9 protein-coding genes are annotated in these 14,873 nt (G+C 59.7%); 5 read left to right on the top strand and 4 right to left on the bottom strand.

The window, feature by feature from the left end:
• Positions 1 to 96 precede the first annotated feature (96 nt).
• Both ACA052_RS13290 and ACA052_RS13285 read left to right on the top strand, forming a co-directional pair.
• Entirely contained in the window at positions 97 to 2,649 is a 2,553-nt protein-coding gene (locus ACA052_RS13290; RefSeq protein WP_497650087.1) for an autotransporter family protein, read from the top strand.
• A 322-nt stretch (positions 2,650 to 2,971) separates the two neighbouring features.
• Positions 2,972 to 4,042 carry an autotransporter domain-containing protein gene (locus tag ACA052_RS13285; protein WP_497650086.1) on the top strand — a complete coding sequence of 357 codons (1,071 nt, stop codon included), beginning with the start codon at positions 2,972 to 2,974 and terminating at the stop codon, positions 4,040 to 4,042.
• A 70-nt stretch (positions 4,043 to 4,112) separates the two neighbouring features.
• On the opposite strand, the gene glgB is transcribed toward ACA052_RS13285, so the two are convergent.
• From glgB to ACA052_RS13270, 3 genes are all read right to left on the bottom strand, one after another.
• The gene (glgB, locus tag ACA052_RS13280; protein ID WP_497650085.1) at positions 4,113 to 6,341 is read right to left on the bottom strand and encodes a 1,4-alpha-glucan branching protein GlgB; all 2,229 of its coding nucleotides are present in this window, start codon (positions 6,339 to 6,341) and stop codon (positions 4,113 to 4,115) included.
• A gap of 2 nt (positions 6,342 to 6,343) precedes the next feature.
• Positions 6,344 to 9,685 (bottom strand): maltose alpha-D-glucosyltransferase, encoded by a 3,342-nt coding sequence (gene treS / locus ACA052_RS13275; protein ID WP_497650084.1) that lies wholly within the window; start codon positions 9,683 to 9,685, stop codon positions 6,344 to 6,346.
• 180 nt (positions 9,686 to 9,865) lie between these two features.
• On the bottom strand, positions 9,866 to 11,863 hold the full coding sequence (locus ACA052_RS13270) for an alpha-1,4-glucan--maltose-1-phosphate maltosyltransferase (protein ID WP_497650083.1): 1,998 nt from the start codon (positions 11,861 to 11,863) through the stop codon (positions 9,866 to 9,868).
• Positions 11,864 to 12,057: 194 nt separating this feature from the next.
• Here ACA052_RS13270 and ACA052_RS13265 point away from each other — a divergent pair, with 194 nt between their 5' ends.
• Positions 12,058 to 12,222, top strand: coding sequence for a hypothetical protein (locus ACA052_RS13265; protein ID WP_497650082.1), 165 nt, complete (start codon positions 12,058 to 12,060; stop codon positions 12,220 to 12,222).
• 126 nt (positions 12,223 to 12,348) lie between these two features.
• Here the strand turns inward: ACA052_RS13265 and ACA052_RS13260 are convergent, their stop codons facing one another.
• Complete coding sequence (locus ACA052_RS13260; RefSeq protein ID WP_497650081.1) at positions 12,349 to 12,849, bottom strand: MgtC/SapB family protein; 501 nt, start codon at positions 12,847 to 12,849, stop codon at positions 12,349 to 12,351.
• 137 nt (positions 12,850 to 12,986) lie between these two features.
• Here ACA052_RS13260 and ACA052_RS13255 point away from each other — a divergent pair, with 137 nt between their 5' ends.
• A complete protein-coding gene (locus tag ACA052_RS13255; RefSeq protein ID WP_497650080.1) occupies positions 12,987 to 13,220 on the top strand; it encodes a DUF3203 family protein in 234 nt (77 codons plus the stop codon).
• 195 nt (positions 13,221 to 13,415) lie between these two features.
• Positions 13,416 to 14,828 (top strand): cytochrome c oxidase accessory protein CcoG, encoded by a 1,413-nt coding sequence (ccoG, locus tag ACA052_RS13250; protein ID WP_497650079.1) that lies wholly within the window; start codon positions 13,416 to 13,418, stop codon positions 14,826 to 14,828.
• Positions 14,829 to 14,873 lie beyond the last annotated feature (45 nt).

Genomic DNA, 14,873 nt, shown 5'->3' with positions numbered 1-14,873 from the left:
TGCCAATTTATCGCGGGTACCTGTTACTTATGACAGTAGATAGGCCAACAAACTGTTGATACGTTGTGCTCGAAGGTTTTCCTTTCGGAGACGAGCATGAGCCGTTCGACAGAACTATCCAAGGAACGATGCGGGGTCTGTGCGATTGCCATTTTGCTGTGTATCAATTGGCCGCAAATGGCCAACGCGAGCTGCACGCTCACGCCAACCGGAGGAAATGACAACTACGTCTGCGACAGCGCCAGCAGTGGGCCGTTAACTGACCTGGCGGGCAACAACAGCTTGGCCTTCCCGGCCAATGGCACCGGCACCATCAATGGCAACGTGACCTTCGGTGCTGGCGCCGACCGGGTGGTGATGGGGTCGGGCACCCTCGATGGCGTGCTTAATCAGGGTGACGGGGTCAATTTCCTGCAAGTCGACAATGGCCGGATGACTGGCGAAGTTCACCAGGGCAATGGCATCGACACGTTCATCATGAACGGCGGCAGTATCCAGGCACTTTTCCAAGGCGATAGCCTGGACCAATTCCGGATGACCGGCGGCACCATTGTCGACGCGTTCGAGGACGGTGACTTCGCGGCGATGACGGGAGGCACCATCGGGCGGGTCAATATGAAACTCGATGACAACACCTTCGACATGTCGGGTGGAAAGATCCTGGGCAATCTGGTGACCGGCTTCGGTAAAGACACCATCATCGTGTCCGGCGGATTCATCGGCGGCAACATCAGCGTCAGCGGCGGTGACGACAGCATCACGGTGACGGGTGGTGAAGTCGTCGGCGAGATCCGCGCCAGTGCGGGCAATGACACGTTCCTCTGGAGTGGTGGCGGCCTGATTCACTCGGCCATCCTGATGGGTGAAGACAACGACCGCGCGACACTGCGCAATCTGAATGACAGCACCCTGACCCTCACCCCGACCATCGACGGCGGGGCCGGCAACGATGTGATGATCTTCGATCACACCACATCAGCGGGCGCTGCCCGTTACATCAATTGGGAAACGGTCAACCTGAACAACGGCTCACGGTTCGATCTGGCGGACAACTGGGTCCTGGGTGACAGCGCCAGTGGCACCGGCGTGTTCAATATTGACGGCAGCAGCACATTGACCTCGACCCAAGGCAGCGTTACGCCCTTCACCCCTGGCCAGCGCGTCACCCTGAACAACGCCGGGGTGATCGACCTGGCCAGCGGCAATACCCGCACCAACGATACGCTGACGGTACAGGGCAATTACGCCGGGAACGGCGGCCAACTGTTGTTGCAAAGTGCGGTGGGCGATGACAATTCCCCCAGCGACAAACTGGTGGTCAAGGACGGGACGTTGACCGGCAGCACGTTGATCAGCATCAGCAACCTCGGGGGGACCGGTGCGCTGACCCTGCAGAACGGCATCCAGTTGGTCCAGGCACAAGGCACGGCAGTCAGCGCCAACAGCGCCTTTGCACTTAAGGCCCCGGTCTCAGCGGGCGCCTTCGATTACTACCTGTTCAAGGGCGGCGTCACTGCCGGCACTGAAAACAGTTGGTACCTGCGCTCTGCCGTCGTGGCACCTCTGGCTGCCGCCGTCGCAGACCCGGCAGCGCCGCCGGAAGCCCCGCTTCTGGCTCCGGCAGTCTCAGTGCCGGTAGCGGCGCCGGGAACCCCGCCGCTACCGCCTGCAGTCGCAGGCGCAGCACCGATTCCGTTGTATCGCCCGGAGGTCCCGACCTGGTCGGTATTGCCGCCGGCCGCAGCACAACTGACCCTTGCGGCCCTCGGTACATTCCACGATCGTCAGGGCGACCAACGCCTGCTCAACGAAACCGGAGCCTTTGGCGCTGGTTGGGGCCGGGCTTATGGTAAAAATCTCGACCAGACCTGGGCCGGCACCGTGACACCGCGGCTCAATGGTTCACTCAACGGCTTTCAAGTCGGCAACGACGTCTACAGCTCGCAACTCTCAGGCGGGCAAACCCAGCGCACCGGTTTCTTCGTTGGTCACACCCGTTTGCAGGGTGACGTCGACGGTTTCAACCAAGGCTTCGAGGGCAAGCGCGCCGGCAAGGTGGAACTGCAAGGTGACAGCGTCGGCCTGTACTGGACACTGATCGACCCCACCGGCTGGTACGTCGACACGGTCGTGATGGGCACTCGACTGGATGGCGATAGTCACTCCGAGCGCGGACTCAAGCTTGACACACGCGGCCATGCCTTGACCGTCTCGGCCGAGGCCGGATATCCGATCCAGCTGATGCACAATTGGGTGGTGGAACCCCAGGCGCAAGTCATCCACCAAAAAGTGTCCCTGGACAGCCAGGATGACGGCGTTTCCCGCGTGTCGTTCGATTCTGACGGCGCCTGGACCGGTCGTCTCGGCGCCCGGCTCAAGGGCAGTTACGAACTCAGCGGTCGCCCGCTCGAACCTTTTGTGCGCGCCAACCTGTGGCACACCTTTTCCGGCAGTGACTCAGTGACGTTTGCGGGAACCACTCAAATCAATACCGAGCAACAGTCCTCGTCAGCCGATCTGGGAATCGGGGTGGTGTTGAGCGTGGCGCCGTCCGTCAGTGTCTACGCCAGCGCCGATTACACTCGCAATATCGACAGCAATCAGCTGCGCGGAACGACCGGCAATATCGGTGTGAGAGTCAGCTGGTAAGCCGGTAGCTTGCTACCAAACCCGTCTAGCACGCGGTTGTTCTGACGTTTTTTTGTACAAACAACAACTTAGATGATCAGCTGAAATCAGTGACTTGCAACCGCTAAAATAGCACTACCATTTATCGGCCATTTTCTTGACGCACGGCCATGGGTCTTCTTAGCTTCACCGTACTACCCCCGGAAGTACCATCAGGGACAAACCCCAGAAACCCGTAAAAACGGGCGGGCAGAGGTTTGCCCCAATCCATTCGGTCGCCCCTCATTCGGGGTAGGAGAGACGCCAGAGCGAGATACGGAATGCGATTGCAAGGTAGACCCCCATGAGAACCTCACTCACTTCAGAAGAGATCAAAGTCACTTTTTGCACTGTCTCGAGTTCACTCCTGCTGTGCACCTCCATTGAAGTGCAGGCCTCGCCTGCGGAGGAAGATACAACGCCCTGGTATTCCCAGGATGTCCCGGTCCTTACCTTGACCGCTGCTCTCGCGACAACCTACCCCGGCCGATTCAGCGCCGCCCCTGATTTACGAAGTACACACCTGACCACCGAGGACGCTGCGCCCTCGGCCTGGGATCAGCTGTATGGACACGCCTCGCGCCAGGCACAAACCGACTATCTGGCCCTGGGCTCGACGTTCTCGGGTGCCGGCGAATTGAAAAGCCCGCCGATTCTGACCCTGCAAAGCAGTAGCGGGCACACTCAGCGAGTCGGGCTGATCGGCGGCCTGACCCAGTTCCAGGGCAACAGCAACGGCTTGGTGACCAGCCCCGCCCTGGCCGACCCGAACAGCGACACCCTCAACCTTCAAGGCCAGAGTCTTGGCGCCTACTGGAGTCTGACCGGCCCCCAAGGCTGGCACGTCGATTTGACCGCCAGTGGCGGCAGGGTCAACGGCTTCAGTCGCAATGACCAGGGCGCTCGACAAGCCACCGAAGGCAGCGCGATGACCCTCTCGGTCGAGGGTGGTTTCCCGATTGGCCTGAGCGATAACTGGGTGGTTGAACCGCAGGCGCAATTGATCAATCAGCGCATTACCCTGGATACCCCGTACGCGGGCTCCGGCAATGCCTCGTCCAGCGACCTGACGTCCTGGAGCGGACGGGTCGGCGCAAAGTTGAAAGGTAGTTACGACCTCAATGGCCTGCCCGTCGAACCCTATGTGCGGACCAACTTGTGGCACACCGTGTACACCGGCAACACTGTGACCCTCGATCAAGTCGACAAGATCAGCAGCAGCCGCAATTCATCGACGGTCGAATTGGGCTTGGGGTTGGTGGCCAGGGTGACACCGGCGGTGAGCATGTACGTCAGCGCCGATTACAGCAGCGATGTGGACGACAATGATTTGAACGGGTTGATCGGGAGCCTGGGTGTGCGGATGCGGTGGTGAATGGTTGATACAAGCAAAAGATCGCAGCCTTCGGCAGCTCCTACAAAAGGCTGCGATCTTTTGATCTTGCTTACTCCGGACGCAACATCAACACCGCCAGCGGTGGCAAATTCAGCACCAGCGACAATGCCTGCCCGTGGCTCGGTTCTTCCTCGGTAAACGCCCCGCCGCTATTGCCGTAATTCGAGCCGGCATACATCGCCGCATCGCTGTTGATCACCTCCGTCCAGCGCCCGGCAAAGGGCACCCCAATGCGGTAAGCCTGACGCGGCACTGGCGTGAAGTTAGCCACCACCAACACCGGTCTCCCCTCTTTGCTCCAGCGCAGGAAGGCATAAACGCTGTTGATCGCATCGTCACCGATCAGCCACTGGAAGCCTTGTGGTGCATCGTCCTGCTCATGCAGTGCAGGCTCTTCGCGATACAGCCGATTGAGATCGCCGACCAGTTTCTGCACGCCTTTGTGTTCCGAGTATTGCAGCAAGTACCAGTCCAGTTGCTGATCGTGGTTCCACTCGCGCCACTGGCCGAACTCGCAGCCCATGAACAACAGCTTCTTGCCCGGATGCGCCCACATGAAACTCAGGTAAGCCCGCAAGTTGGCGAATTTCTGCCAGCGGTCGCCGGGCATCTTGTCGATCAGTGAATGCTTGCCATGCACGACTTCATCGTGGGAGATCGGCAAGATGAAACGCTCGGACCAGGCATACACCAGGCCGAAACTCAGCTCATCGTGGTGATGGGCGCGGTACACCGGGTCCTGCTGGATGTAATGCAATGAATCGTGCATCCAGCCCATGTTCCACTTGTAATTGAAGCCCAGCCCGCCTTGCTGGGTGCTTTGGCTGACACCCGGCCACGCGGTGGACTCTTCGGCAATCACCAGCGCACCCGGCGCCTCGAGGGCGACGACGTCGTTGAGGTGGCGCAGGAAGTCGATGGCTTCAAGGTTTTCCCGGCCGCCGTGACGGTTGGGCACCCACTCGCCCGCCTTGCGCGAATAATCGCGATACAGCATCGAGGCCACGGCATCGACCCGCAGGCCATCGACGTGGAAATGCTTGAGCCAATGCAGCGCCGAAGCGAGCATGTAGCCGTGCACTTCGGTGCGGCCCAGGTTGTAGATCAGTGTGTCCCAGTCCTGATGGAAGCCTTCCTGGGGGTTGCCGTATTCATACAAGGCGGTGCCGTCGAACTGAGCGAGGCCATGGGTATCCGTCGGAAAATGCGCCGGCACCCAGTCGAGGATCACACCAATGCCGGCCTGGTGACAGGCGTTGACGAAAGCGGCGAAATCATCCGGCGAGCCATAACGGGCACTGGGGGCGAACTGCGACAACAGCTGATAACCCCATGAACCACCGAACGGATGTTCCATGATCGGCATCAGTTCGATATGGGTGAAGCCCAGCTCCGCCACATACGGGATCAGTCGTTCACCCAACTCGTGCCAGGTGTACTGACGAGCGACTTCCCCCAGATCGTCGAGCTCGCATTGCCAGGAACCGGCATGCAATTCGTAGATCGACAGCGGCGCATTCGGCCGCTGACGGTCGCCACGGGATTGCATCCAGTCGTGGTCCTGCCAGTCGATATTCAGCGGTGAGGCGACTTTCGAGGCGGTGTCCGGCGGCAGCGAAGTGGCCAGCGCCATCGGATCAGCCTTGAGCGGCAAAATGCCGTTGGCACCGAGTATTTCGTATTTGTAGGTTTCCCCCGCCTGGAGTCGCGGGATGAACAGTTCCCAGACTCCGGTGGGATGGCGCAAGCGCATCGGGTGTCGACGGCCGTCCCAGTTGTTGAAGTCACCGACCACCGAGACGCGCTTGGCGTTTGGCGCCCACACGGCGAAACGCACGCCGTCGACCCCGTCGACATTTTTCAGTTGCGCGCCGAGGCAACTGCTCAAGTCGCGATGATTGCCTTCAGCAAACAGGTACAAGTCCATCTCGCCGAGCAACGGGCCGAAGCTGTAAGGGTCTTCGGAGGTTTGTTCGCCGCCTGCCCAACGGGTACGCAGCAGATAGGGCTGGGCCCGCTCGAAATGACCGACAAACAGACCCGGAGTCTGCGTGGCCTCAAGATTGCCGAGTTCTTCCCCGGAGTCCTTGGCCAACACTTGCACGCTCAAAGCGTCCGGCAGATAAGCCCGAATGAATTGCCCGCCGGTGTCATCACCGTGGGGTCCGAGTATTGCAAAAGGGTCGCGATGTTCAGCACGCACCAGCGCGTCGATGTCCCGCGATCTGGGCAGTAACGCTTCTTTAGCGTGACCCTGTTCCTTGTTCGAGAAACTCATGACTACTCTCCACCAAGATCGGAAAAGGGTTTAAGCCCACTTAATAATCCATATAAGCCGTGTAACGGCACGGGCAACCACGTGGGGCGGTTTTCCGCCTCATATGCCACCTCATACGCCGCCTTCTCCAGACCGAACAACGCCAGCGCGGCGTCCTCGCCTTTAGGATCTTGCCACGCATGAGCAAGACTAGCTGCCGCCAGCCGATAAGCGTCGACAAATGCCTGTTTTGCTTCATTCAGGTAACGCTCCGCGACCTTATGTCGCGCCGCTAGCGCATCCGCGGTGTTGTCGACGTTGTGCACGTTGATCGTCATCGCCGCCGCATAGTCGAAGGAACGCAACACGCCACTGACGTCCTTGTACGGGCTATGTTTGCCACGGCGCTCGCTCAATGGCCGCGCCGGCTCGCCCTCGAAGTCGATCAGATAGGCGTCGCCCTTGATCACCAGCACTTGCCCCAGGTGCAAATCGCCATGGACGCGAATGCGTAACCCGCCGGCGGCTTTTTTGCCCAGGTCCTGAACATGGCTGAGGATGGCTTTTTTGTTGTCCAGTAAACGACTGACCAACGCTTTGTCCGCAGGGTTCAGTTCGCTTTGATGTTGCTTGAGCAACTTCAGCGCGTGCTCCAGCTGCGCGGCGACGTCCTTGGCCGACGCCAGCGCATCTTTTTGCGAGGTGACCTGTGGCGCGAAATCCGGATTGTCAGTGGGTGCCGCCAGCACCTGGTGCATTTCACCGAGACGCTGGCCGAGCATCCCGGCGAAATCTCTCAGCTCGCCCAGTGCGTTGTAGTGCTGTTCCTGTTCGGACATGGCATCGGCGAGTTCGTCGCGCAATGCCCGTTCGAGGTTGTTCTGGGTCCATTCCCAGGCATCGCCCTGGTTGCTCAGATAGCCCTGGGCGATCATCAGCAGGTTGTCTTCGCCCTTGCCATCGCGCCGAATCACCGCGCCCAACAGGGGCGAAATATTGGCGAACCCGGCGTTGGTCAGGTACGCGCTCATCTCCAGTTCCGGGTGGGTGCCCGAGGCGACTTTGCGGATCAGCTTGAGCACCATGCTTTTGCCGACCACTACCGAACTGTTGGACTGTTCGGCGGACAGGTAACGCACCTCAGACTCAGGCGTAAGGCCGAGCTTGTCCAGTTCGGCAGTCGGCTCGAAACGGATCTCGCCGCCATCCGACGGCAACACGGTGCTGTTCTGCATGCCCTGCAGCACGGCGCGGATAAAGGTTTCGAGGGCGAACGCGTCGGTGATCAAACCAACCTGCGGCCCGCGCCGAACACGCGACAGCGCCAGTTGTTGTGGCAACGCGGCGCCGACCTGGTCTTCGGCGATAAAACCGAATGGCAGCTGATAGCGGCTGGTCTGGCCAGCGCTGGTCACTTCAATTTCACTCAGTAACACCGGATGCTGCGGATCGCCGAAACGCACACCGTAGGCCAGGTTGACCTTCTCGATCGTCGCGTCCTTGCCGGCAAACCAGCGCCGGTTCTGTAACCAGTTCGGCAGGATGGCCTGCTCCAGCGTGCCCCGCGAAGGGGCTTCGAGCAGTTCTTCCATGCGTTTCTTCAGCACCAGCGTGGTGAAGTCCGGCAGGCTTTGCGCCGGCTCGACGTGCCAGCTAGGCATCTGGTTTTCCGCCGCCAGGCCGAACCAGTAGAAACCGTAAGGCGCCAGGGTCAGCAGGAAATTAAGCTGGCCGATGGGCGGGAACGCGTTACCGCCGAGCATCTCCACCGGCACCATCCCGGCATACGCGGACAGGTCCAGTTCCGCCGCTTGCGCACTGCGTGAGACGTTGGCCACACACAGGATGATTTCGTACTTGCCATCCGGCCCGGTGAATTCACGGGTATACGCCAGAATCCGCCGGTTGCTCGGCGAGAGCATTTTCAGCGTGCCGCGACCGAATGCCTTGGACTGCTTGCGCACGGCGAGCATGCGCCGCATCCAGTTCAGCAACGAATGCGGGTCACCGGCCTGGGTTTCGACGTTGACCGACAGGTAACCGTACTGCGGGTCCATGATCGGTGGCAGCACCAGGCTCGCCGGGTCGGCGCGGGAGAACCCGCCGTTGCGGTCGATCGACCATTGCATCGGCGTGCGCACGCCGTCGCGATCGCCGAGGTAAATGTTGTCGCCCATGCCGATTTCATCGCCGTAATACAGCGTCGGCGTGCCAGGCATCGACAGCAGCAGGCTGTTGAGCAGTTCGACACGGCGGCGGTCACGCTCCATCAGCGGTGCGAGACGGCGGCGAATCCCCAGGTTGATCCGCGCCCGACGGTCGGCCGCGTAGTAATTCCACAGGTAATCGCGTTCCTTGTCGGTGACCATTTCCAGGGTCAGTTCATCGTGGTTGCGCAGGAAAATCGCCCACTGGCAGTTGGCGGGGATCTCCGGGGTCTGGCGCAGGATGTCGGTGATCGGGAAACGGTCTTCCTGGGCCAGCGCCATGTACATGCGCGGCATCAGCGGGAAGTGGAACGCCATGTGGCATTCGTCGCCGTTGAGGCCTTTGGCGTCGGTGTCGCCGAAGTACAGCTGCGTGTCTTCCGGCCATTGGTTGGCCTCGGCGAGCAGCATGCGGTCGGGGTAGTTGGCGTCGATTTCGGCACGGATCTGCTTGAGGACATCGTGGGTCTCGGGCAGGTTTTCGTTGTTGGTGCCGTCGCGTTCGATCAGGTACGGAATCGCGTCCAGGCGCAAACCATCGATGCCCATGTCGAGCCAGTAGCGCATGACCGACAGCACCGCTTTCATGACTTGCGGGTTATCGAAGTTCAGGTCTGGCTGGTGGGAATAGAAACGGTGCCAGAAGTACTGGCCGGCCACCGGGTCCCAGGTCCAGTTGGACTTCTCGGTGTCGAGAAAGATGATGCGGGTGCCGTCGTATTTGTGATCGTCATCGGACCAGACGTAGAAGTCCCGCGCCGCCGAACCGGGTTTGGCCTTGCGCGCTCGCTGGAACCACGCATGCTGGTCCGAGGTGTGGTTGATGACCAGCTCGGTAATGACCCGCAAACCCCGTTTATGCGCTTCGGCGATGAAGCGCCTGGCGTCGGCCATGGTCCCGTAGTCGGAGTGTACGCCACGGTATTCGGCGATGTCGTAGCCATCATCACGACGAGGCGACGGATAGAACGGCAACAGCCAGATGGTGTTGACGCCGAGGTCGGCAATGTAATCGAGTTTGGCGATAAGACCGGGAAAGTCGCCGATCCCGTCGTTGTTGGAGTCGAAAAAAGACTTAACGTGAACCTGGTAGATAACCGCATCCTTGTACCAGAGCGGGTCCTTGATAAAGGTGGCAGCCTTGGGTTTCTTCGCCATTTGAAACTCCTGTTGTATTCGGTAATGCCCCACATTTTTCAAACGACGCTTCCTGTGTAGGAGTTGCCGCAGGCTGCGATCTTTTGATCTTGGCCTTGATCGTTAAGATCAGATCAAAAGATCGCAGCCTGCGGCAGCTCCTACGGGGTTATGCGACCGCCAATAAATGCGGTGCCGCATTCAAGAGGTGGTAATCCGCCAAATCCCGAACGGCTGGTGCGCGGGGTCGATCCGCATGAACTGGTACTTGCCGTACCAGGTCCAGCGGTGGCCGCTCATCAAATCTTCGCCCTGGGTATGCGCGTCGTCAGGCAACCCCATTTCCCATAGCGGCAATTCGAAATTCGCTTCCTGGACGTTGTGCGGATCAAGGCTGACAGCCACCAGGATGAAATTGCTGCCATCTGCACTGCGCTTGCCGAAATACAGGATGTTGTCGTTCCAGGCGTTGTAGATCGTCAGGCCCAAATGCGTGTGCAACGCCGGGTTTTGCCGACGAATGCGGTTGAGCTGTGCGATTTCGGCAATGATGTTGCCCGGCGCGTTGAAATCCCTTGGACGGATTTCGTACTTCTCCGAATTGAGGTACTCCTCCTTGCCCGGCACCGGAGCGGCTTCACACAGTTCGAAGCCTGAATACATGCCCCACAAGCCGGAGCCCATGGTCGCCAGCGCCGCGCGGATCAGGAAACCGGCCCGTCCCGATTCATGCAAAAACGCCGGGTTGATGTCAGGTGTATTGACGAAGAAATTCGGCCGATAACATTCGCGCCACGGCGATTCGTTGAGTTCGGCGAAATAAGTCGACAGTTCATACTTGGTATTGCGCCAGGTGAAGTAGGTGTAGCTCTGGGAATAACCGACCTTGCCCAAACGCGCCATCATCGCCGGCGTAGTGAAGGCTTCCGCCAGGAAGATCACCTCGGGGTACAGCGCCCGCACATCCGCGATCAGCCATTGCCAGAACGGCAACGGTTTCGTGTGTGGGTTATCGACGCGAAAGATCTTCACGCCCTCCTCGACCCAACCTACGACAATGTCACGCAACTCGACCCACAGGCTGGGAATGGCTTCGACGGCGTAGAAGTCGACGTTGACGATGTCCTGGTATTTTTTCGGCGGGTTTTCGGCGTATTTGATCGTGCCGTCCGGCCGCCAGTTGAACCAGCCCGGATGCTGTTCCAGCCATGGGTGATCCTGCGAACACTGGATGGCGAAGTCGAGGGCGATTTCCAGGCCATGATCCGCCGCCGCCGCGACCAGCCTGCGAAAATCCTCGCGAGTGCCCAATTCCGGGTTGATCGCTTCGTGCCCACCCTCCGGGCTGCCAATCGCATACGGACTGCCCGGATCATCCGGACCGGCGGTCAGGGAATTGTTCGGGCCTTTACGGTAGCTGCGTCCGATAGGATGGATCGGCGGGAAGTAAAGGACATCGAAGCCCATGTCTTGAATCATCGGCAAACGCGAATGCACGTCGTTGAAAGTGCCATGGCGAGCCGGATCATCGGTGATCGAGCGCGGAAACAATTCATACCAGCTGGCAAACTGAGCCAGTTCCCGTTCGACATCCACCGGGTACTCTGGACTGAGGCTCAGATAGGCACGGTGATCGGCCTGGGCCATCAGCTCCGCGCTACGCTGGTGCAGGAACAGCGCGACTTGCTCGGCTTCAAGCAGCCCTGCCAGCTCATGGTGCAGCGCCGCCAGGTCTTCGCTCAACGGCCCGTCGGTGCGTTCGGCGGCCTGTTGCACCAGAGTTCGGCCTTCCTGCAGTTCAAGGCTGACCGGGATCCGCGCCGTGTGCTTTTTCTCCAGCTCATAACAGAAACTGGCGAACTGGTCGATCCAGGCCTCAATGCAAAACACATAGCGGCCCTGGCGCTCGACACGGAACTCGCCCTGCCAGCCATTATTGCCGAGCTCGCCCATGACCTCGCTGTGCCAGGCTTCATCGCCGTCAGCACGCCAGCGGATGCGCACCGCCAGTTTGTCGTGACCATCGGCAAACACTTTGCTGGTCACCACCACGTCCTGCCCCACCACGGCTTTTACGGCGAACTGCCCGCCATCCAGGATCGGCATCGTGTTCTCGATCGCGATACGTGGCAGCAGTAACGCCTGCGACAGCGGCATATGAGGGTTGTAGTTCAGCTCTGTCGGTTTTTCGGCAGTCATCGAGCATCTCTCCTTTACGCCCCATGGACGCTCTTGTGTCTGATGTTCCTTGAATTAACTCACCTAGGTTCCGAGCGACTGGCGGCCGTAAAAGTTCACGGGGATTTGCCTGGGTCTTCGGGAATCAAATCCTTCGCGCTGTGGTCAACAAACTTAAGCACGACTTACGCCAAGTGCTACAGGAGACTGCAACGATGAGTATTCCAATTCCCGCTGAAACCCCTGATCCGAACATCGACAGCCCCACTATTCCACCGACCGAACCGGAACCCGTGCCGGAGCAAGACCCGCCTGGCACCACCGCTCCTCCACGCGAAGAACCGCCAACCACGATGCCGCCGGTGATTGTGAGTCCGTAAACACTGCTCCAGCCGTATGAAGATTCAATGTTCCACTGTAGGAGCTGCCGGAGGCTGCGATCTTTTGATCTTGATTTTTTGCGCCGCCCCCCCTGAAGATCAAAAGATCGCAGCCTTCGGCAGCTCCTACGGGTCGCGGTCTTTATCGAGCATTTTTACGATCCGCGGCATCACGCTGAAGATCGCCAATGCCAGCAACGTACTCAGCACCGCCGTCGATTCCCGCCCCAACCCTGCCGCCACACCGATCGCCGCCGTCATCCACAACCCGGCGGCGGTGGTCAGGCCTTTTACGTGGCCTTCATCGCCTTCCTGGTTTTTCAGGATGGTCCCGGCACCGAGGAAGCCAATCCCCGCGATCACGCCCTGCACCACGCGGCTCATGGCATCCGCCTGGGAGCCGGACATTTGCGGCACCAGCACGAACAGCGCAGCACCCAGGGCCACCAGCATATGCGTGCGCACTCCGGCGGCCTTGCCCTTGTGTTCGCGTTCGAATCCCAGGATGCCGCCCAAAATGGCCGCTATCAGCAACCTGACGGTAACTCGTGTCAGTTGCGCCGCGTCGCCGATGTCGGCGAATTCGGCCTGCAGGGTCATCCAAACCTCATGCCACCACGCGTTCATGCTGCTGTCCTTGTGATGATTGGATAGAAAGTCGCTTGATTCTGGATGGACCGCGCCGACCATTAATCGGTTGCACAGAACGATGTCCGGCGGATGCGCCCTAACACTGTAGATCCCGCAGAAAAAAGGACCTCTCCATGACCGTGCGCATTGAAAACCAGACCTGCTTTTTCATCACCGAGGACGGCGAAGAAATTCGCCTGTGTCCCGACGTGACCATCATCACCGACTCGGAAAAATCCATGTCAGCGGTGGAAATAAACGGCCAGCGCGTTTACATCACCGAAGCAGAAGCCGACGCATTGACCGTAGCAGGCGCCGTTGACGGTCGTAAGCATTTGAAGGCTACGGACAGTGATTCGGTCATTTGATTGATCCGGATCAACGGCAGCCGCGGGCGCCTGATATAGGCGCCTGCATCCCGCGGCAGCAGCTGCTTCATCTTGTCGCAGGCAGCGGATCAGCGCTCATCTGATCCGCTTTTTATTGCAATACCTGAGTCTGTTCTGCAAACAGATCGACACTCATAGTGCTCACGCCTGATGAAGGCTGATGAGCGAAAGACCATGAGCGATAGAATCCCCGTCCGAACCGTAGAGACATTCGAACCTTCGCGTCCAAAGGTGAAGGCCAAGTCCAGCGACAACCTGATCCACACCCGCAGCTTCACCGGACTGTTCCGCACCCTGCGCATGAGCGGCGCGGGGTTTCTGTTTCTGCTGTTCTTCGGCACGGTGTGGTTGAACTGGGGTGACCGCCAAGCCGTGCTCTGGGACCTTTCCGAAAGCAAGTTCCACATCTTCGGAGCGACGTTCTGGCCACAGGATTTCATCCTGTTGTCGGCGCTGCTGATCATTGCCGCGTTTGGCCTGTTCGCAATCACCGTGTTCGCCGGTCGGGTCTGGTGCGGCTACACCTGCCCGCAGAGTTCCTGGACCTGGATCTTCATGTGGTGCGAGAAAATCACCGAGGGCGAGCGCAACCAGCGCATCAAGCTGCAAGCCGCGCCCTGGGGCCTGAACAAGCTGATGCGCCGCTCAGCCAAGCACACGCTGTGGTTGGCGATCAGCCTGCTGACCGGCCTGACCTTCGTCGGTTACTTCACACCGATCCGGCCGCTGGCAGAAGAACTGCTGACCTTGCAAATGGGCGGAGTCAGCCTGTTCTGGGTACTGTTCTTCGCCGGTGCGACGTACATCAACGCCGGCTGGTTGCGCGAAGCGGTGTGCATGCACATGTGCCCGTATGCGCGGTTCCAGAGCGTGATGTTCGACAAAGACACCCTGACCATTTCCTACGACGTCGCCCGCGGCGAGAACCGTGGCCCGCGCAAACGTGACGTGGCGCCGGCTGAGGTTGGCCTGGGTGATTGCATCGACTGCCAGCTCTGCGTGCAGGTCTGCCCGACCGGCATCGACATCCGCGACGGCTTGCAGATGGAATGCATCGGGTGTGCGGCGTGCATCGACGCTTGCGATTCGATCATGGACAAAATGGGCTACGCCCGCGGGCTGATCAGCTATACCTCTGAGCATCAGTTGCAGGGAGGCAAGACGCATCTGCTGCGACCACGGCTGATCAGTTACACCGCCGTGTTGCTGGTGATGATTGGCGCTCTGGTTCTGGCGCTGATGGAACGGCCGATGGTGTCGCTGGATGTCAGCAAGGATCGAGGCCTGTTCCGCGAGAACAGTCAGGGGCAGATCGAAAACATCTACAGCCTCAAGGTCATCAATAAGACCCAGCAACGCCAGGACTATCGTCTGGACCTGGTCGATGGCGATGGCTTCCAGCTGCAAGGCAAGACCGAGTTGAGCCTGGCGCCAGGCGAGATTGTGGATGTGCCGGTGTCGGTGGCGATGACGGCCGAACGGCCGAGCAGCAGCTCGCAGACGATCAGCTTCAGGATTGTCGATAGCGATGAGCCGGGTATCTATAGCGTGGCTAAGAGCCGGTTTGTGGCGCCGATGAATCGTTGAGCCTTTAAGATAAAAGATCGCAGCCTTCGGCAGCTCCTACAGGTG

It is taken from the genome of Pseudomonas sp. LBUM1644 (assembly GCF_059716195.1).
The sequence above is the reverse complement of the archived record's forward strand: the minus strand, read 5'-3'. Positions and strand labels throughout refer to the sequence as shown.